Here is a 20,094-nt window from a genome sequence, read left to right as displayed (position 1 = left end):
ATTATCTGATTTACAATTAGATAACAATTAAATAACAATATGTACTTTGAAGGATGAACTACAATTTTTACGAAACAAACGTGCTTAGGTTAATTTAGTTTTATTAAATCTAGAGTTTTTGCACGTTGAATTTTTCCAGATTTAGTTTCAATAAATTTAGAGACAGCAAATACGGCTTTAGGCTTTTCATATTTGTCTAGGCCATCAAAAATGCTAGAATCAATTTTATTTGTTTCATCTTCTATTATAAGCACCACTTTATTTCCTAAGGTATTATCTGGCATCGATGTTATAAAAAACTGTTTATCAATTACCTTTTTTAATTTCTTTTCTATTTGTTCAGGGTATAATTTAATACCACCCGAATTAATAACATTATCAAATCTACCTATCCATTCAAAACTAGTATCAGAATGTATTTTTACAATATCGTTGGTAACTATTTTTTCTTCTGACAGGTATGGCGCATTAATTACTAAACAATCTCTATCATCTGTAGTTACTGTAATATTTGGTAAAGTTTTAAAATGATTGAAGGTAGAACTGTCTGTATCCTTAAAATTATTTAACTTTTTTACAGCAATATGAGTAACCGTTTCAGTCATACCATACGTTTCATAAACTTCTGGTTTTTTATCTTTAATAGCTTCAATAATAGCCTCAGAAACATAACCTCCACCAACAATAACTGTTTTGATATTATTTAAATATTCAGCGAAATTTTTAAGTTGCATTGGCGTAAAGGCACAAAACGCATAGTCTTTTTCATAATCTATTTTTGGTAAAGCTGTTGGTTCTACCATATCTAGCTCTAAGCCTAAAATAATAGCTCTTACCATCATCATTTTACCTGCAATAAAATTAGCTGGCAAACAATGTAATACTTTATCACCTGGTTTTAAATTAAAAAAATCGCCTGTAGCTAGGGCTGAGTTAACCATAGCTTGCTTTTTTATTTTTATATTTTTTGGTTTTCCAGTTGATCCTGATGTTTTAGTTATTATATAATCTTTATAATCTAACCAATCAAGTAAAAAATTACCTAATTCCTGCTGATAACTTACGCCTTCTTTAACGTAGCTGTAAGCAACTTCCATAAGTTCTTCATGATTATAACTTATATTATCTAATTTAAACTTTAAGTGAACATTGGTGTAATTAGGTGTCATAACTCGTTTTCTATTTTAAGGTTAGTAGTAGATGGTTCCGTAATTTTTCCGAATAATTTTTCTTTCCAATTTGTCCATCCATAAATTTTAGATAAAATTAATAGAAGTACTGGAAAAATAATAAATACAGGTAAAATTATCTCACTTAAGGCCATTTCAGTTGGATCGGACATATCTTTTAAAATGGAGTGCGATTGAAACGCCGTCCAATCGGCAGTTACTAATAGTACTGTAAAAAGGTTATTTGCGGCATGAAACCCTAAAGAAAGCTCCATACCCTCGTCCATAAGAGTCATAATACCTAAAAATAAACCAGTACCTATGTAATAAATCATAATTATATAACCCAATTTTTCAACTTCCGGATTTGCAATATGTAGCAAACCAAAAACTAAAGACGTGGTTATTAACGGAACCCATTTATTTTTAAATATAACTCCTAATCCCTGCATTAAATAGCCTCGAAACAAATATTCCTCAAAACTTGTTTGTAATGGCACAAAGATAATGGCAATAACACAGAGAATTAAAAATGGTATTAATTTAAAATTATAAACATAATTTTCTGGAGACATTACATAATCTACAACAACAAAACTACTTGAAATGATACCCCAAACAAAAAACACAAACCAAAAGCGTTTCCAATCTATCTTTTCCCTAGAGGTTGTTAAATGAACAACAGATTGTTTATGTAAGTATTTAGCAACCAATAATAAAGTAAATAATCCTGCTGCAAATGATAAAAGCATTAAAAACAACCCCAGATTAGGTTCCAGTAAAGACATCATATTGGCTTCATTCATCCCCTTTATATTCACATCTTCTTTAAAGGATTCATAAAAAACGGCAATTGCTAATGGTATTTGCCCTATCGTAACGCCAATAATCACTAACACCACACCTACTAAATAGCGCCACCATTCGTGTAACACATTAAAAGCCTGAGCTATATACATACTTTATAAATTAAAATTCCAACTTGTTTTATTATTGTACTGCAAAGTACCATTTTTTACTTGTAATGGACAATCAAAATTATTAGTAAATAACCCACCTGTTCCTAAACCTTGAGGTAATTTACTTTGCTTTGTGTAGGTGTACTGAGCAATGGCATTTAACCCTACATTACTTTCTAAAGCACTGGTTATCCACCATCCTATCTGGTTTTGTTTAGCTATATCAATCCAAGTTTCAGTCCCTTTAAAACCACCAACCAAACTTGGTTTCAAAATAATATATTGAGGCTTTATAGTTTGTAACAACTTTTGTTTTTCCTTTATGGTAAATACACCAATTAATTCTTCATCTAAAGCAATTGGTAATGGTGTTTCGGCACAAAGTTTAGCCATAAATTCAACCTGACCTTGCTTTATGGGTTGTTCAATAGAATGAACATCTAGTTCTGATAAAATTTTAAGTTTTTCCAAGGCTTCGGGAGGATTAAAAGCCCCATTTGCATCTACGCGAAGTTCAATGTCTTTTGATGTAAACTCTTTTCTAATAGATTTCAACAGATTGATTTCAGATTGAAAATCGATAGCGCCAATTTTCATTTTGATACATGAGAACCCTGCTTCAATTTTATCCTGAATTTGTTGTTTCATGAAGGGTTCCGTTCCCATCCAAATTAAACCATTAATAGGAATAGTATCTTCACTTTGTGTAAACTTTGAAGGAAATATTTCAAAAGGATTAGTGGCTTTTAAAGATTTTAAAGCCATTTCCAAACCAATTTGTATACTTGGGTATTCTAACAATTCATCCCACAAAAAATCACCATCTAAATGAATATTATCACAAAGCCATTGTAATTTTTCTTCATAATCTGGCCTATCATCAACAGATAAACCTCTAAAAATACCACATTCACCTATCCCTACTTTTTCTTTATAATTTAAAATGAGAAAAAAAGTCTCTTTGGTATTTAAAACGCCTCGAGAAGTACCACTAGCTTGTTTAAAATTTAAAATATATTTTTTGTAAACGGCTTTCATTTACAACTCTATACTTTCACCTATTCCTAGTAACATTAAATCTTTACCTTTATCAAAAAATTTACGTTTTGCTTCTTCGTGATCTATTTCAATGTAGCCAAATGTATCAAAATGATACCCCAATACTTTATCACATTTTACAAAATCACTTGCAATTATAGCATCATCAATGCCCATAGTAAAATTGTCGCCAATTGGTAAAATGGCAAGATCCAAATCCGTTTTCATTGGAATTAATTTCATATCATAAGTCAAGGCTGTATCTCCTGCTATGTAAATGTTTTTGTGTTCTCCTTCTATTACAAATCCTCCTGGTTGACCGCCATATTTTCCGTCTGGAAATGAGGAGGTATGAATTGCATTTACATATTTCACAGTTCCAAATTCAAAATCCCAACTACCTCCATGATTCATCGGATGCCCCTCTAGTCCTAGGGCTTCAAAATGAGATACAATTTCAAAATTAGAAACAATAACAGCATTACAACGTCTTGCAATGGCCTCCACATCTACAATATGGTCTTGATGTGCATGTGTAAGCAAAATATAATCGGCTTTTAAAGATTCAATATCTATATGTGATGCTTTAGGATTTGGAGATATAAAAGGGTCTACCAAAATATGAACATCATTAACTTCAATTCCTAAACTTGCATGGCCGTAAAACGTTATTTTCATGTGGTTATATTTATTTGTTAGAACAATTACTCAATGCTTATTTTAGCAAAAATGAAAAAAATAAGCACTCATTTAATAAAATTCAAATGAAAAATTAAAATACAAAAAAATTACATTAAATACCCAATTCCCATAAAAATTGCTAAAAGAAAAGTGGTTAAAGCCACTTTTTTTAATTCAGGATCAAGCAATTTAGAATCTGTATTTTTTATAACAGTTTTTAAATGAATTATTAAAGGAATGTATGTGATAAAATAAATTAAATTAAATATCGACGCGTAATATAAAACTCCGAACAGAGCGGATAATAAAATAGCTAATAGAATAAGTACAATATGATATTTTCTAGCATTTTCAATACCCATTTTAACTACTAATGTGACTTTATTAGACTTAGAATCCGATTCTACATCTCTCATATTGTTCAAGTTCAAAACAGCCATACTTAATAAACCAATAGTACATGCTGGCAATAAAACAATATGGTGAATGGTTTTTGCATACAATACATAACAACCTATAACACTCACTAAACCAAAAAAGATAAACACATAAACATCGCCCAAGCCCTTATAACCATAAGCATTACTTCCAACAGTATATCGAATTGCCGAGACAACTGCTGCAACGCCTAATAAGAAAAAAAGAAATCCTAAAAAGAAATATTGCTCACCAAAAGCTGTAAAAATTAAAAATAAAGCTAAGCCAACAGATATTATAACATTTATTACAATAGCTTTGAACATTTGCTTAGGTGAAATTTTCCCTGATTGAATGGCGCGTTCTGGCCCAATCCGATCTTTGTTATCGGTTCCTTTTACACCATCTCCATAATCGTTAGCTAGATTTGAGAGCACTTGAAAACTGATTGTTGTTAGGATAGCTAAAACACAAATAAGCCAATTAAAAAAACCAGTAAAAGCTGCGAAACAGGATGCCAAAATAATACCGGATATCGATAAAGGTAGCGTACGTAAACGCATTGATGAAATCCAGACTGAAAAGTTTTTCATACTACGGAATCCATTTCTTTTGAAAATTAGGCTTACGCTTTTCTAAAAATGCATTTCTGCCTTCTACAGCTTCTTCTGTCATATAAGCAAGTCGTGTTGCTTCACCTGCGAATACTTGCTGACCTACCATGCCATCATCGGTTAAATTCATTGCGAATTTTAACATTTTTATTGAAGTTGGGGATTTTGCTAATATTTCCTGAGCCCATTCATAAGCAGTAGCTTCCAGTTTATTATGGGGAATAACAGCGTTTACCATACCCATTTCAAAAGCTTCTTGGGCGTTATAATTTCTTCCTAAGAAAAAAATCTCACGAGCCTTTTTCTGCCCTACCATTTTTGCCAAATATGCCGACCCATAACCACCATCAAAACTAGTTACATCTGCATCAGTTTGTTTAAAAATAGCATGTTCTTTACTGGCAAGAGTTAAATCGCAAACAACGTGTAAACTATGGCCTCCGCCAACCGCCCAACCTGGAACCACTGCTATAACAGCTTTAGGCATAAAACGAATTAAACGTTGTACTTCTAATATATTAAGGCGATGATAGCCATCTTCTCCTACATAACCTTGTTTACCTCTTGCCTTTTGATCGCCACCTGAACAAAAACTCCAAATTCCATCCTTACTTGAAGGTCCTTCAGCAGAAAGTAAAACCACTCCTATATTTACATCTTCATTTGCATCATAAAATGCATCATAAAGTTCGCTTGTTGTTTTTGGTCTAAAAGCATTACGTACATTTGGTCTGTTAAAAGCTATACGGGCCACACCATTACATTTTTTATAAGTGATGTCTTCGTACTGTTTTACGGTTACCCAATTAATTTGCTCCATATTTTGAATTTTGCTCAAAAATAAATTATAATTCAAGAACACAGCAGCCTTGGTAATAAAAAAACATGTTAAAATCGATATTTTTGAAAATGATAAAGTAATCATTACTTATCATTTTAGTAATTGCTATAGTTTCTTACAAATTTTATTTCTTAAAAAAATTTATTTAATTCAAATTTATTCCATAATAGCAAACGAATCTTTAAAAATTAATTGCCTTTCCTTAAATTTTCATAATAAGTAATAGTAGTTGTAAAACTGTAGTCTTTTATTTGTTAATTTTGCTTAAATTTAACTTATGACTGATTTTATTATACATTTCAACATTATTTAAAGTATATTGTCGGCAATTAATACCCCAATGCTTATGTTAGTTAATATTACTATTATCATTTTTTCTTTAGTATTTATTAATCTTTTGCTACTTAAATTTAGTGTCAATAAAACGGTAAAAAAACCTAGATTAAGCAAAAAACCAGTTGTTCTTAAACCTGAAGTCACCACAAAATTTGAGGAAGAAAGGCTTGCTCCAACAGGGAGTTAGTTTTACTAAAATGGCCATTTCCAAACCAAAATCCTCTATTAGCACTTAAAGGAGATGGATGTCCTGATGTTAGAATGTGATGCTTCTTATCGTCAATTAACTTGTCTTTTTGTTTGGCAAAACCACCCCACAACAAAAAAATAACTTGTTCTTTATTATTACTTATCGTTTTTATAACGGCATTTGTAAATTGTTCCCATCCTTTTTTTTGATGACTCCCAGCTTGATGAGCTCTAACGGTTAAAGTGGCATTTAGCAACAAAACCCCTTGATCTGCCCAACGCATTAAATTGCCGCTTTTCGGATAAGGAACTCCTAAGTCATTTTCTATTTCTTTAAAAATATTTATTAGTGAAGGTGGGTGTTTTATGCCATCATTCACCGAAAAACATAAACCATTGGCCTGACCAACATCATGATATGGATCCTGACCAATAATTACTACCTTTACATCATCGAAATGACAATGATTGAAAGCATTAAATATTTGGTTTTCTGGTGGAAAACAAGTGGTCGTTTCATATTCAAGTTTTAAAAAATTCACCAAAGAATTAAAATATGTTTTTTTTAATTCGTCTTCCAAATAATATTTCCAACTATCGTGAATGTTTATATTCATCTAATTATTTTAATTGTTTTTTTTTATGTTTATTTCCTGTATAAAATTATAACTATGCGTTTTCAGATTTCGATTGTGACTGTTTCATACTTATAAATTTAATACAGAACTAAAATAATATTATCTTTATTCTTAATAAAATATTTTAAGATTGAAAAAATTAAAATTCCCTACAGCACAAACCATCCTTTTAATAATTGCTGGTTTGGTAGCTATTTTGACTTGGATTATACCTTCTGGAAAATTTGATTCATTACAATACCATAAAGCTGAAAATGTTTTTATAGTAACAACTTTACAGAGCAACCAAACTTTAAGCGCAACACAAAACACGTTAGATTCCCTTTATATTAAAATTCCTTTAAATAAATTTACAAGTGGTGATATTTGGAAACCAATTAGTATTCCAAACACCTATCACAAAGTTGAAGCAAAACCTCAAGGGATAATTGCTTTTATTCAATCACCAATTAAAGGTATTATTGCTGCAGCAGATATTATTTTTTTAGTATTATTTATTGGAGGTTTGATAGGAATTATGAATTATACCGGAGCTTTTGATGCAGGTATTTCCTGGCTTGCAGAAACCTTAAAAGGCAAAGAATTTGTTTTAATAATTTTAGTAACCGTTTTAATAGCTATTGGAGGCACTACTTTTGGTTTAGCAGAAGAAACCATTGCTTTTTACCCCATTTTAATTCCTATATTTTTAGCAGCTAAGTATGATGCTATGGTGGCTTTGGCTTGTATTTATTTAGGATCTTCCATTGGAACTATGTGCTCCACCACAAATCCTTTTAGCACCATAATTGCTTCTGATGCTGCAGGTATTAATTGGACAACAGGACTAACAAGTCGTTTCATTATGTTGGTCCTTGGGACCCTTATATGTATCATCTATACGCTAAGATACGCACAACAGGTAAAAAAAGACCCTTCTAAATCTGTAATTTATAGTCAAAAAGCCGCTATTGAAACTATGTTTGGGAACTCTACCAATTCTACCGTTAAACTATCCACGCGTTTACGAATTATTCTTTTTGTTTTTGCTATGAGCTTTGTTATTATGATTTATGGCGTATCTCAATTGGAATGGTGGTTTTTAGAAATGACAGTTGTGTTTCTAGTAGGTGCCGTACTGATTGGATTTTTAGCAAAAATTGATGAATATACCTTTGTTGATCTTTTTGTTAAAGGTGCTAGCGAATTACTTGGTGTTGCCATTATTATAGGTATTGCAAGAGGTATTACGGTTTTAATGGAAGATGGTCAAATTAGTGATACCTTATTATATTATGCAAGTAACGCCACAAATGGCATGAATAAAGGTGTATTTATCAATGCCATGTTGTTTATATATAGTGGCTTATCGTTTTTTATTCCATCATCATCAGGAATGGCTGTATTAACAATGCCTATTATGTCTCCATTAGGTGATGGTATCGGAATAGGACGAGAATTAATTGTTAATGCATATCAATACGGAATGGGGTTATTTGCGTTTATTAACCCAACAGGATTGATTTTAGCCTCATTAGCTATTGTAAAAGTTGGTTATAATAAATGGTTAAAATTTGTGATGCCTTTGGTTATTATTTTATTAGCCTTTACAATGCTTGTATTAACAATTTCAGTTTATTTATAATCAATTTTATAAGCAACTACCGTATTACCATAAAAAGTTGGAATTAGAAGCATGTTTTCCTCTGGAATGATACAAATATCGGCAGCGTTTAGTTTTTCATCTTGTGTATCTAAAAGTTTTATTGCTGAAGCGCCAGGCTTATTTTTATTAACAAAAAACACTTCACCTGGCCAAGAGGACACTAAATACCCATCATTTATAGGTACAATTCCGTCTCCTTTAATAATGCCAGTAGCAATTAGGGTCTGCGCTTTTGTTTTTTTATCTATGGCTATAAAATCACCTTTACTAAACGATACTACAAGAACTCTGTCTTTTTCAACAAAAATACCATTCGGATTTAATCCTTCTAAATCTAACCATACGGATGCTTTATCATTAACTATTTTGTAAACCTTGCTGTCTCTAGAGTCTGTTACATAAACATCTCCATTAGTGTCAATATCTAAATCATTTAAAAAGATAGCATTGTCAACAACAATGGTTTTATCAACGTTACCCGATTTCATATCAATTTTAACAATGGCATCAATATCTGCTACATAAAGTTTTGATTTGTAGAAATTCGAACCTTTTGGGGCGTTCAGGCCTGTAACCCAATTCTGTGTAATTATTTTTCCTTCTGAATTTATAATGGACATGCTACCATCACCATCCTTTGCATCGGTAGGTACATTACCCATATTAGAAACATAAATAATTTTATTATTCTGATCATACCTTACCGCTTCACAGGTTTTTAATAAAGTATCTGTTTCCCATAACTTTGTTAAAACAACTTCTTTATTGGGTTGTGTAATTGAAGTCACTTCCTTTTTAATTTTACAAGAATTGAATACTAAAAGGCTTAAAATAAAAGCAAGTACATAAGATTTTATTAATGTATATTTCATAATTTTAAACTTAAAAAATAAACAATCATTGAAGTAATATAAGTTATAACAAGGTTGAAATCAGATAGAAAAACAACCAACTAATTTTATGATTACTAAGATAATATTTTTACCATTAACTCTCTAAGCAAATCGCCCTGAGAAACGGCGTTGGCACCAACCCCCTTACTTTTAACATCAAATTCTCTGAGTGTAGAAATAATTTCGCTTACCTTTTTCATGGGGTAATTTCTTGCCGCTAAAACATATTCATTTACAAAATAGGGATTTATTTTTAGAACTGAAGCCACATTTCTAGGCGATTTATCACCTAAACCATGATATTGAAGTAGTTGTGAAAAAAAACCAAACACCAATGAAACTGTTACAACAATAGGGTTGTCTTTAGGGTTCTCTGCAAAATAATTTACTATTTTAAAAGCTTTAACACTATTTTTTTCACCTATTGCTTGACGAAGTTCAAAATTATTAAAGTCCTTACTGATACCAATATTTTCCTCTATATGTTCTGGTGAAATTTGAGTGCCTTTAGGTAAAATAATTTGAAGTTTATCCAACTCGTTACTAATTTTACTTAAATCGGTACCCAAAAACTCAACTAACATTTGTGCAGCCTTAGGTGTTATGGTATAATCTTTTCCAGATAAAATACGTCGAATCCAATCAGCTACTTGATTTTCATATAGTTTTTTACTTTCATAGACTACACCTGTTTTTTGAAGTGTTTTATATAAAGCTTTACGTTTATCTAATGTTTTATATTTATAATTAAACACCAAAATTGTAGAGGGTTGTGGCTGTTTTGCATAGTCCGCCAACTTTTCAATACTGCGTGATAAATCTTGTGCTTCCTTAACAATAATTACCTGATATTTAGCCATCATAGGGTAACGTTTAGCGTTACTAACTACATCTTCTATAGTAACATCCCTTCCATAAATAACCATTTGGTCGAATCCACGATTTTCTTCGGCTAATACATTTTCTTCAATGAAATCCGAAATTTTATCAACGTAATAAGGTTCTTCACCCATTAAAAAGTAAATAGGTTTTAACTTTTCGTTTTTTATATCGGTAACTAATTGTTTTACTTCGTCCAAAGAAAAAAATTTAAAATTTAAAAAAGGTAAACACCAAAATTCAAAATAAGCAACTAATAATTTATAATTTGGTACTACTTTATTGTGTGATCAATTTTTGAACCTTAACTTTGAAAATTAAATGCATGTATGTTACCAGCCCTTAATTTTCCAAAGTTTTCATTTCGATTCAAAAATAGCGAAAATAAAATTTCTATATTCGATTGTATTCGCAAAAAATTTGTGATTTTACAACCTGAAGAATGGGTTCGTCAGCATTGTATTTTGTATTTAATGCAAATGAAACATTATCCCATTTCACTAATAAATATAGAAAAGGAACTGATTGTTAATGGCCTGAAAAAACGTTACGACATTGTAGTTTTTAATCCTAATGGAAGTATTCATTTAATTGTGGAATGTAAATCGCACGAAATAACCATAAATCAAAATACATTCGATCAAATTGCGCAGTACAACCGCACTTTACAAGCTACTTATTTAATGGTTACAAACGGTTTAAATCATTATTATTGTCAAATGGATTTTGAAGAACAACGTTACATTTTTTTAAAAGACATACCTTGCTACAATTAATAAGTATAAATTTATAATGATACGATGCCGGAATTGAAAATTGCTATAGTGATATTAAATTGGAATGGAAAAGCACTTTTAGAGCAGTTTTTACCTTCAGTTATTACTTATTCACAAGAAGCTGAAATTTATATTGCTGATAATGCTTCAACCGATAATTCTATTGAATTTTTAAAAAGCAAATACCCTTCAATAAAAATAATTAAAAATATTGAAAATGGTGGTTATGCGAAAGGGTATAATGATGCCTTAAAACATATTGATTCTGATATTTTTTGTTTATTAAATAATGATGTTGAAGTTACCCAAAATTGGCTTGTCCCTATAATAAAAACCTTTGATGAAAATCCAAAAACTGCAATAATTCAGCCGAAACTTTTAGATTTTAAAAATCGGGAGTTTTTTGAATATGCAGGCGCTGCGGGCGGATTTATAGATAAGTTTGGTTATCCTTATTGCAGAGGAAGAATATTTGATACCGTAGAAAAGGACAACGGTCAATATGATGATAAAGCGGAGGTTTTTTGGGCTTCTGGTGCTTGTTTTTTCATTAGAAGCCACATTTTTAAAAAACTCAATGGATTTGATGAGGCCTTTTTTGCCCATATGGAGGAAATTGATTTATGTTGGCGGGCAAAAAATTTAGGATATAATGCAATGTATGTTGGAACGTCTGCCATTTATCATGTTGGTGGAGCAACGCTTAACAATTCCAATCCTAAAAAAACCTATCTCAATTTTAGAAATAGTTTATTTACAATTACCAAAAATGCAAAAGGAAATTTACTTTTTATTATTTTATTCCGACTCATTTTAGACGGTGTAGCAAGTCTGAAATTTTTATTTGAACGTAAACCCAAACATATCTTAGCTATTTTGAATGCACATTTTAGTTTTTACAAGCGTTTAGGAATTCTGCTAAAACAGCGAAAATTGATAGAAAAAAAAGAAAAGTATTACGTAAAATTATCTATAGTTTATGATTATTTCGTGAAACGCAAGAAATTTTTTAATTCTTAATAAATTCTTTGCAAAAGTTTTGTTAAAATACTGCTAACAGCTGTTTTTTATATACTTTTGCATTAAGAAAAATAAAAATATTAATCCAACAAATAATTATGAGAAAAGTATTATTACTTAGCGTATCCGCCCTAGTATTATTAAGTTCATGTGTATCTAAAAAACAATTCACAGATCTTGAGGCAAAGCAAAAAGAAACACAAGATTTACTTAATTCTGCAACTGTAAAATTAAATACTTGTATTGAAGAGAGAGCAACTGCAACTGCTAGAGCAACTTCATTAGAAGAGCAAGTAGCTGATTTAAGAAAAAACAATGACAACCTACAAATTTTATCTGCAAAAGGAGCAAGTAGCATTGAAAAAACTTTAGAAAGCATCAAAGAAAAAGAAATGAAAATTACTCGTTTACAAGATGCTTTAACTAAGAAAGATAGTATTACTCTTGCTGTTGTAACTAGCTTAAAACGTGAAGTAGGTATCAATGATCCAGACATCGAAATCAATGTTGAGAAAGGTGTTGTATTCATTTCTATCGCTGATAAATTATTATTCCAAAGTGGAAGCTACAATGTGTCTTCAAGAGCTAAAGAAGTTCTTGCTAAAGTTGCAAAAGTTGTTAACAGCAAACCAGATTTTGAATGTATGGTTGAAGGTCACACAGATAACGTACCTTACAACGGTGGTGTATTAATTGACAACTGGGATTTAAGTGTTAAACGTTCTACTTCTATTATTAGAGTATTACAAACATTAGGTGTTAACCCTGCACAATTAATTGCTGCTGGACGTGCTGATTATGTGCCTTTAGTTGAAAACAATTCATCTGAAAACAGAGCTAAAAACAGACGTACTAGAATTGTAGTATTACCTAAAATTGACCAATTCTATGATATGGTTGAAAAAGAAATGAAAAATCTTTCTGTACAGAAATAATCAGATTCTTTAAAATAACAAAAGCTCAACTTTACGGTTGAGCTTTTTTTGTGTCTAAAATTCACCATTTAGTAGCTTTTAGATGCTAATTTTTGTATCTTTAAGTAAATGCTAAAACTAAAAGACTATGAAAGATTCTAATTATATTAAAATATTTACCGGTAATTTAATTAATGCCCAAATTATTACCGCTGCGCTAGAAAAAATTAATATTAGTCCTGTGGTTAAGGAGCAATCTGAATCAGGACTACTTACACCTGTTTTTGGTGGCTCCAGAGATTACCAGGAAATATTCGTTCATAAAGACGAAATTGAAAAAGCTTCTGAAATTTTAGAAGGCATAAAAAAGGAGTTACAATTGTAACTCCTTTTTTATATCTATTGCACAACACAATTAAACTGTTTGTCCATACATTTTATTTCGCATTTCCTTAATTTTCGGATCTTGCATATATTCATCAAACGTTGTGTATCTATCTATAATGCCATTTGGTGTTAACTCTACCACTCTATTAGCTACAGTTTGAGCAAACTCGTGATCATGGGTAGTGAACAAAATAGTTCCTTTGAAGTTAGTAAGTGAGTTATTAAACGCCGTAATACTTTCCAAATCCAAATGGTTTGTTGGTTCATCAAGCATCAACACGTTAGCTCTTACCATCATCATTCTACTTAACATACAACGTACCTTTTCTCCTCCAGAAAGCACATTCGATTTTTTTAAGGCTTCTTCTCCACTAAAAATCATCTTACCAAGAAACCCTCTAATATTTACTTCCTCTCGCTCCTCTTCGGTAGTTGCCCATTGGCGTAACCAATCGACCAAGGTTAAATCGTTATTGAAAAACTCGCTATTATCTAAAGGTAAATAGGATTGTGTAGTTGTTACACCCCAATCAAATTTTCCTGCATCTGGCTTTTCTTTATTATTTAATATTTCATAAAAAGCAGTAGTTGCTCTAGAATCCTTTGAAAACACAACAACTTTATCGCCTTTAGCAAGGTTTAAATCGATGTCTTTAAATAACACTTCACCATCTTCATTAGAAGACGCTGCTAAACCTTGAATATTCAATATTTGATCACCAGCTTCTCTATCACGTTCAAAAATGATAGCAGGATACCTTCTGCTTGTACGTCGAATATCAGCTATATTTAATTTTTCAATCATTTTCTTTCTACTTGTAGCCTGTTTACTTTTTGCTACGTTAGCTGAAAAACGACGAATAAACTCTTCCAATTCTTTTTTCTTCTCTTCAGCTTTTTTATTTTGTTGCGCATGTTGGCGTGCTGCTAGTTGAGAAGACTCGTACCAAAATGTATAATTTCCTGAATAATGATTAATTTTTCCGAAATCAATATCGGAAATATGTGTACAAACTGCATCTAAGAAATGTCGGTCGTGTGATACAACAATAACACAATTTTCATAATTTGCTAAGAAATTTTCTAGCCACGCGATTGTTTCATAATCCAAATCGTTAGTAGGCTCATCCATGATTAACACATCTGGATTTCCAAATAACGCTTGCGCTAAAAGCACACGTACTTTTTGTTTCCCATCCAAATCACCCATTAAAGTATAATGAAACTCTTCTTTAATACCTAAATTCGATAACATGGCAGCTGCATCGCTATCGGCATTCCAACCATTCATTTCTTCAAAAAGCACTTGAAGTTCTCCTATTCTATCGGCATTTTCATCCGAATAATCAGCATAAAGCGCATCCATTTCAGTTTTAATTTTATATAACGGTTTGTTTCCCATTAATATAGTTTCTAAAACGGTATGTTTATCATATAAATTATGGTCTTGCTCTAGAACCGACATGCGTTTTCCTGGTTCTAAATGTACATGACCCGATGTAGGTTCTTGTTTACCTGAAATAATTTTCAGAAATGTAGATTTACCAGCTCCGTTAGCGCCAATAATTCCGTAGCAATTTCCCGTATTAAAGGTTGTACTTACTTCATCGAATAGAATACGTTTGCCAAATTGAACTGATAGGTTTGATACTGATAACATAAAACTGTAAATATAAATTTTTTGCAAAAGTAAAGAATTCAAACCGTAAGACGAAACTTAGTTAGTTTATTTTAAAATAGTCCCGACATCTTGGTATTACTGGGTTTTAATGCTTCTTTATATTTACAATATTTAACAACGCATTAACAGCACATTATAATTACATCTGCTACCTTTGTAAGGTATATTATATTTCTTTTAAATATAAAAAGTTACTTTTTTTAGATGAGATTTTCTTTCTTAACCTTAATGTTATTTTTAATTCTGTTTAATTGCAAAAAAGACGGCAATAATTCAGAGGATAATTATGCGTATTTGGGAGGGGAAATTATTAATCCTAATAGCGATTTTGTAGTGATCTCAAAATCGGACGTTGTTATAGATTCTATTAAACTAGATAATAAAAATCGTTTTCTTTATAAGTTTAATGACCTTGATGCTGGACTATATAGTTTTTACCACGGTGGTGAAATACAAATGGTTTTATTAGAGCCAAAGGATAGTCTTTTTTTTAGGTTAAATACCTTTGAATTTGATGAGTCGTTGGTATTTACAGGAATTGGCGATAAAAAAAATAATTATCTTATTAATGAATTTTTAGAAAATGAAGTTCAGGAGAAAAAAATATTTAAATTCTGCCAATTAAAACCACATGTTTACGAACATAGAATTGATTCTCTAAAAGCATACAAGCTTGATAAATTAAATACGTTTAAAACGAAATACGAAACTACACCACTGTTTGATAAAATTGCTAAAGCAAATATTGATTTTCATTATTATTCAAGTAAAGAAGTTTATCCATTTGTACACCATGGTGAAAATAAAGAAGCCATTTTGAAAGCTTTACCGAAGCATTTTTACAATTACAGGAAGACCATAAATTATAATGATGCGTTTTATAAAAGTCATCAACATTACACTTCTTTTTTAAGATACACCACCAATAATATTGCTCTTAATGATCATTTAAAACATAGTAATGAAGACGAAGCTTTTAGAAGAAGTTCTTTATGCTACAATTTAGATAAATTAAGAGTAGCAGACAGTTTAGTAAAAAACGATGCCATCAAAAACGATCTTCTGTACTATTTTGCAATTAACTTTTTATCAAAAAATAAGCATACCGAAAATAATCCTGTTATTTTAAAAGATTACTTAAGTAAAAGTACTGATGAAAAAGGTAAAACGTTGGTAAAGCGTTATGTAGCTTCCCTTGATAATTTAAAAGAAGGTGCTACTTTTCCTAGTGTTAAACTAGTAGATTATAACAATAAAGAACTGGATTTAAATACTTTAATAAACACCCCAACCGTTATTAGTTTCTGGTCTAGTACCTACTACAATCATTTTAAGGAAAGTCATTATAAACTAAATGAACTTAAAACAAAATATCCTGAAGTGAAATTTATAGTAATTAATATTGATAATTATGGTTTGGAAAAACCTAAACACACTCTAAAGGAAAATAGGTTTAAGTTAAAAGATGAATATCAGTTTAAAATGCCTGAAGAATCTATTGAAGCCTTAGCTATTCAACCTATGACCAAAACAATCGTGGTAGATAAGAATCAAAAAATCGTATATAATAATACCAATATCTTTTCTATAAATTTTGAAGAGCAACTACTTGGTGCTATTAATAGAAAGTAACTATAACTTGTAGTGATTCATTAAGATTTTTTCATAAATAGTATCAGGTAAAATACGCTTTAAAACAATGGAGAATTTTTGCATAAATTCCCCTACTTTATAATGCACTTTCGGATTTTTAGTGTTTATCACTTTTAATACAGCTTTAGCCATCATGTTAGGGTCGCTTCCACTATCAACATGAGAATTCATTAATTTTAGAGTATCTCCATAAGACTTTTTATAGGGCGAATTTTCAAGTAGAGGGGCATGATATCTACCAGCAGCAATGTTAGTGGCAAAATCGCCCGGTGCTATATTAGTCATGTTAATGTTAAAGCTTTTTAGTTCCATTCTGAAGGCCTCTGTTAAAAGTTCTAAAGCACCTTTGCTAGCACTATAAATACCGCGATATGGCAACCCCATATAACCAGCAATAGACGTTATATTAATTATCAAACCCAAATGTTGTTTACGCATTTGTGGCAATACTGCTTTTATAACATTAATAGGTCCAAAAAAATTTGTTTCAAAATTTGCTTTAATTTCAGCTTCAGGAATTTCCTCAATGGCACCAGTAATACCAGCACCTGCATTATTGATTAAAACATCAAGTCTACCTTCTTTTTCAATTATAGTATTAACTGTTTGTTGAATAGTGTTTACATCCTTTACATCCAATTCTAGAATAGGAAATCTACTTTCTGGATACCTTTCTGGATTTCTACTTGTACCATAAACTATAAAACCATTATCAGTAAGATACTCTCCCACCGATTTTCCTATTCCTGAAGAACCTCCAGTAACTAAAACAACTTTATTCATACTTCAATTGACAATTCATAATTGATGATGTAAAATTAACAATCAATTAATTTAAATAACTATTTAAGTTGGAAAAGATTTAAGAAATTTAGAACCATTTCTGGTTTTGAAGACATAAAAAAAAGGCAAGCTACCTACATCACACCGCTACGACCATTTACCTTTGCTGCGTTCCCGCCCTGGAGGATTCAACAGGAGCTGGTTGTGTAGGACTTGCCCGTGCAAATATACAATCTTTTAAAAATATCACAATGATTTTTTAAACTGATTTTAAATAAATATCTTGCCTTAAATTTCACTAATCATATGACAACCTTTAAAAACCTATTAATCATTTCTTTAAGTATTATTATTATTTCTTGTGGTTCTAATACCGGACAAAATAAAAATGATTTTAATATACAAACTAACGCTATAAAAGGTAATATCACCAATAATGAGATCTTAAAAATCACCTTAGACAACAAAAAAGGACATGTTATAGACTCTATTAGTTTTACTATAAACAAGAAAAAAGTTGATGGTACTATAGACCTAACAGAATTTAAATTAGGAAAACATATTATTGAAGCAACGGTTTTTTATAACAATGAGAAAGCTGTAGTAAGCACCCCAATAACAATTTTAAACAGTGAAGCCCCAAAAGTGTACACTTATAAAATAATAAATGAATATGCACATGATAAAACGTCGTACACTCAAGGTCTGGAGTTTTACAATGGTGAACTATATGAAAGCACAGGACAACGTAAAGCTTCAAAACTTAGGAAGGTTGACTATAAAACTGGAGCTGTTTTAAAAAATATAGATTTGCCGGATGATTATTTTGGAGAAGGTTTAACCATCCTAAATGACAAAATTTATCAATTAACCTGGCAATCGGGAATTGGCTTTGTTTATGATGTAAATTCGTTTGAAAAGTTAAACAACTTTAGTTACGGAACAAGTAAAGAAGGTTGGGGTATTTGTAACGATTCAAAAAAACTTTTTAAAAGTGATGGAACAGAAAATATTTGGATTTTAAATCCAGAAACCTTGGTTGAAGAAGATTATATACAAGTTTATACAAATAAAGGTAAAATTGTTGAACTTAATGAATTAGAGTGGATTGATGGGAAAATTTATGCGAATCGTTGGCAAAAAGATGGTGTTGCTATTATAAACCCAAAAAACGGGGCAATTATTGGAGTTATTGATTTTTCTCCTTTAAAGAAATTAGTAAGTCAACACGAAAGTTTAGATGTTTTAAACGGTATAGCCTACAATCCTGAAACTAAAACCGTTTTTGTAACTGGTAAATATTGGGATAAACTTTTTGAAGTAGAAATTTTAGAAAAATAATTTCATTCTAGGACTCTTTCTTTCAATAGGATTAATTGCTAATTACAAATTATGTTTTGCTTGATATCTAAAAAATGCCTTTGAAATTGGTATAAATGATAATCCAACAAAAACAAAAAGATAAAAAGCATTTTTCAATCCCAAGGCGTGCGATAGATATCCAATTAAAGGCGGGCCAATTAACATACCTACAATGGCATAAGTGGTAATTATAGAAATAGCCATACCGGGTGAATATTTTTTTGAAGTTCCTGCTAAGGCAAAAGTCATTGGGAAAATAGCAGCTGTTCCAAACCCTACTAAGCAAAATCCTATTAAAGCTGGCCAGAAATAAGGGAAAACGATGGCTGTTAATATTCCTAATGTAACTAAAGATGCACTAAAAACATAGGTTTTTTCCAAGCCTATTTCTTGCATAAGTTTATCTGAAAAAAATCTGGAAAGTGCCATACAAGTCATAAAGGATAGATATCCATAAGTAAATATATCTTCTTTAATGACTTCTTTAAAATAAATACCACTCCAATCGAACATGCCCCCTTCACAAATAGCTGCAAAAAATATCAGTAAACCTAAATATAAAATAAAGGGGTCTGGTTTTCCTAAAACAATTTTATTTCCGGTAGTCGATTTATCTTTTTTAAGCGTAAACTGATAGGTATATATTGAAATAATTAATGTTAAAACAGAAACTACAAGTAAATGGATTTGCATAGATACATGCATCTTGATCATGAATGTTGAAAAAAGCACACCGAATAACCCACCAACACTCCACAAGCCATGAAAAGAACCCACGATGCTTTTATCGAATTTTTTCTGTAATGTTATAGATTGTGTATTAATGGAAATATTTAAAATTCGCATGCAGAACGAAAACACACAAACGGCTACAACAAACCAAAAAGGTGTAGTAGCATAACCAATAAAAAATAAAGCGATAGAAAAAACAATAAAGGAAGCTATTAAAGGTTTTCTACTATCGAATTTTGAAACCAACCAACCTGAAATAGGTAAACCTATTAGAGAGCTAATAGGCATTGCTAATAGTACCGTTCCTAATTCGGCATCGTTAAATCCAAAAAAAGCTTTTATAGTTGGTATTCTAGATGCCCAAGAAGCAAAACAAATACCCGATAAAAAAAAATATGTACTTAGTGCAATGCGTTGTTTATTTTTTAAATCCATTAAGGTTTTATTTGAGGCAATAAAACACATTTTTATACAAACTAAAAAAGAT

Annotated in this window: 19 protein-coding genes and 1 other RNA gene; 7 read left to right on the top strand and 13 right to left on the bottom strand. The window is 30.8% G+C overall.

The window, feature by feature from the left end; translation table 11 throughout:
- Positions 1 to 89: 89 nt before the first annotated feature.
- From ABYI63_RS11460 to ABYI63_RS11430, 7 genes are all read right to left on the bottom strand, one after another.
- The gene (locus ABYI63_RS11460) at positions 90 to 1,169 is read right to left on the bottom strand and encodes an AMP-binding protein (RefSeq protein WP_372756486.1); all 1,080 of its coding nucleotides are present in this window, start codon (positions 1,167 to 1,169) and stop codon (positions 90 to 92) included.
- Positions 1,166 to 2,128: a lysostaphin resistance A-like protein gene (locus ABYI63_RS11455; protein WP_372756485.1), complete on the bottom strand. Its 963-nt coding sequence runs from the start codon at positions 2,126 to 2,128 to the stop codon at positions 1,166 to 1,168. The genes ABYI63_RS11460 and ABYI63_RS11455 overlap by 4 nt, the downstream gene beginning before the upstream one ends.
- Positions 2,129 to 2,131: 3 nt before the next feature.
- A complete protein-coding gene (locus ABYI63_RS11450; protein ID WP_372756484.1) occupies positions 2,132 to 3,166 on the bottom strand; it encodes an o-succinylbenzoate synthase in 1,035 nt (344 codons plus the stop codon).
- Entirely contained in the window at positions 3,167 to 3,844 is a 678-nt protein-coding gene (locus tag ABYI63_RS11445) for a metal-dependent hydrolase (protein WP_372756483.1), read from the bottom strand.
- A 110-nt stretch (positions 3,845 to 3,954) separates the two neighbouring features.
- A complete protein-coding gene (gene menA, locus ABYI63_RS11440) occupies positions 3,955 to 4,857 on the bottom strand; it encodes a 1,4-dihydroxy-2-naphthoate octaprenyltransferase (RefSeq protein WP_372756482.1) in 903 nt (300 codons plus the stop codon).
- Between the two features lies 1 nt (position 4,858).
- On the bottom strand, positions 4,859 to 5,698 hold the full coding sequence (locus ABYI63_RS11435; protein ID WP_372756481.1) for a 1,4-dihydroxy-2-naphthoyl-CoA synthase: 840 nt from the start codon (positions 5,696 to 5,698) through the stop codon (positions 4,859 to 4,861).
- A 497-nt stretch (positions 5,699 to 6,195) separates the two neighbouring features.
- The gene (locus tag ABYI63_RS11430) at positions 6,196 to 6,861 is read right to left on the bottom strand and encodes a uracil-DNA glycosylase (RefSeq protein ID WP_372756480.1); all 666 of its coding nucleotides are present in this window, start codon (positions 6,859 to 6,861) and stop codon (positions 6,196 to 6,198) included.
- Between the two features lie 151 nt (positions 6,862 to 7,012).
- On the opposite strand from ABYI63_RS11430, the gene ABYI63_RS11425 reads away from it, so the two are divergent.
- A complete protein-coding gene (locus ABYI63_RS11425; RefSeq protein ID WP_372756479.1) occupies positions 7,013 to 8,506 on the top strand; it encodes a YfcC family protein in 1,494 nt (497 codons plus the stop codon).
- Here ABYI63_RS11425 and ABYI63_RS11420 read toward each other — a convergent pair.
- Together ABYI63_RS11420 and holA are read right to left on the bottom strand one after the other, a co-directional pair.
- Positions 8,497 to 9,399 carry a hypothetical protein gene (locus ABYI63_RS11420; protein WP_372756478.1) on the bottom strand — a complete coding sequence of 301 codons (903 nt, stop codon included), beginning with the start codon at positions 9,397 to 9,399 and terminating at the stop codon, positions 8,497 to 8,499. The two genes, ABYI63_RS11425 and ABYI63_RS11420, sit on opposite strands and share 10 nt — an antisense overlap.
- A gap of 95 nt (positions 9,400 to 9,494) precedes the next feature.
- Positions 9,495 to 10,499 (bottom strand): DNA polymerase III subunit delta, encoded by a 1,005-nt coding sequence (holA, locus tag ABYI63_RS11415; protein ID WP_372756477.1) that lies wholly within the window; start codon positions 10,497 to 10,499, stop codon positions 9,495 to 9,497.
- 129 nt (positions 10,500 to 10,628) lie between these two features.
- Here holA and ABYI63_RS11410 point away from each other — a divergent pair, with 129 nt between their 5' ends.
- From ABYI63_RS11410 to ABYI63_RS11395, 4 genes are all read left to right on the top strand, one after another.
- Complete coding sequence (locus ABYI63_RS11410) at positions 10,629 to 11,075, top strand: type I restriction enzyme HsdR N-terminal domain-containing protein (RefSeq protein ID WP_372756476.1); 447 nt, start codon at positions 10,629 to 10,631, stop codon at positions 11,073 to 11,075.
- A gap of 33 nt (positions 11,076 to 11,108) precedes the next feature.
- On the top strand, positions 11,109 to 12,095 hold the full coding sequence (locus tag ABYI63_RS11405) for a glycosyltransferase family 2 protein (protein ID WP_372756497.1): 987 nt from the start codon (positions 11,109 to 11,111) through the stop codon (positions 12,093 to 12,095).
- A 98-nt stretch (positions 12,096 to 12,193) separates the two neighbouring features.
- Positions 12,194 to 13,030, top strand: a complete 837-nt coding sequence (locus ABYI63_RS11400) for a flagellar motor protein MotB (protein WP_372756475.1) — start codon at positions 12,194 to 12,196, stop codon at positions 13,028 to 13,030.
- A 127-nt stretch (positions 13,031 to 13,157) separates the two neighbouring features.
- Positions 13,158 to 13,394 (top strand): putative signal transducing protein, encoded by a 237-nt coding sequence (locus tag ABYI63_RS11395; protein ID WP_372756474.1) that lies wholly within the window; start codon positions 13,158 to 13,160, stop codon positions 13,392 to 13,394.
- 30 nt (positions 13,395 to 13,424) lie between these two features.
- Here ABYI63_RS11395 and ABYI63_RS11390 read toward each other — a convergent pair whose 3' ends face one another.
- On the bottom strand, positions 13,425 to 15,056 hold the full coding sequence (locus ABYI63_RS11390; protein ID WP_372756473.1) for an ABC-F family ATP-binding cassette domain-containing protein: 1,632 nt from the start codon (positions 15,054 to 15,056) through the stop codon (positions 13,425 to 13,427).
- Between the two features lie 249 nt (positions 15,057 to 15,305).
- Here ABYI63_RS11390 and ABYI63_RS11385 point away from each other — a divergent pair, with 249 nt between their 5' ends.
- On the top strand, positions 15,306 to 16,709 hold the full coding sequence (locus ABYI63_RS11385) for a TlpA family protein disulfide reductase (protein WP_372756472.1): 1,404 nt from the start codon (positions 15,306 to 15,308) through the stop codon (positions 16,707 to 16,709).
- Here ABYI63_RS11385 and ABYI63_RS11380 read toward each other — a convergent pair whose 3' ends face one another.
- Positions 16,710 to 17,513: an SDR family oxidoreductase gene (locus tag ABYI63_RS11380; protein WP_372756471.1), complete on the bottom strand. Its 804-nt coding sequence runs from the start codon at positions 17,511 to 17,513 to the stop codon at positions 16,710 to 16,712.
- A gap of 120 nt (positions 17,514 to 17,633) precedes the next feature.
- An RNA gene (gene ffs / locus ABYI63_RS11375) (signal recognition particle sRNA small type) lies at positions 17,634 to 17,732 on the bottom strand.
- 87 nt (positions 17,733 to 17,819) lie between these two features.
- On the opposite strand from ffs, the gene ABYI63_RS11370 reads away from it, so the two are divergent.
- Positions 17,820 to 18,854 (top strand): glutaminyl-peptide cyclotransferase, encoded by a 1,035-nt coding sequence (locus ABYI63_RS11370; RefSeq protein WP_372756470.1) that lies wholly within the window; start codon positions 17,820 to 17,822, stop codon positions 18,852 to 18,854.
- Between the two features lie 42 nt (positions 18,855 to 18,896).
- Here the strand turns inward: ABYI63_RS11370 and ABYI63_RS11365 are convergent, their stop codons facing one another.
- On the bottom strand, positions 18,897 to 20,042 hold the full coding sequence (locus tag ABYI63_RS11365; protein ID WP_372756469.1) for an MFS transporter: 1,146 nt from the start codon (positions 20,040 to 20,042) through the stop codon (positions 18,897 to 18,899).
- Between the last annotated feature and the right edge of the window lie 52 nt (positions 20,043 to 20,094).

The organism is Mariniflexile sp. (assembly GCF_041583155.1).
GTDB lineage: Bacteria > Bacteroidota > Bacteroidia > Flavobacteriales > Flavobacteriaceae > Mariniflexile.
This window is presented reverse-complemented; position numbering and strand designations above follow the sequence as displayed.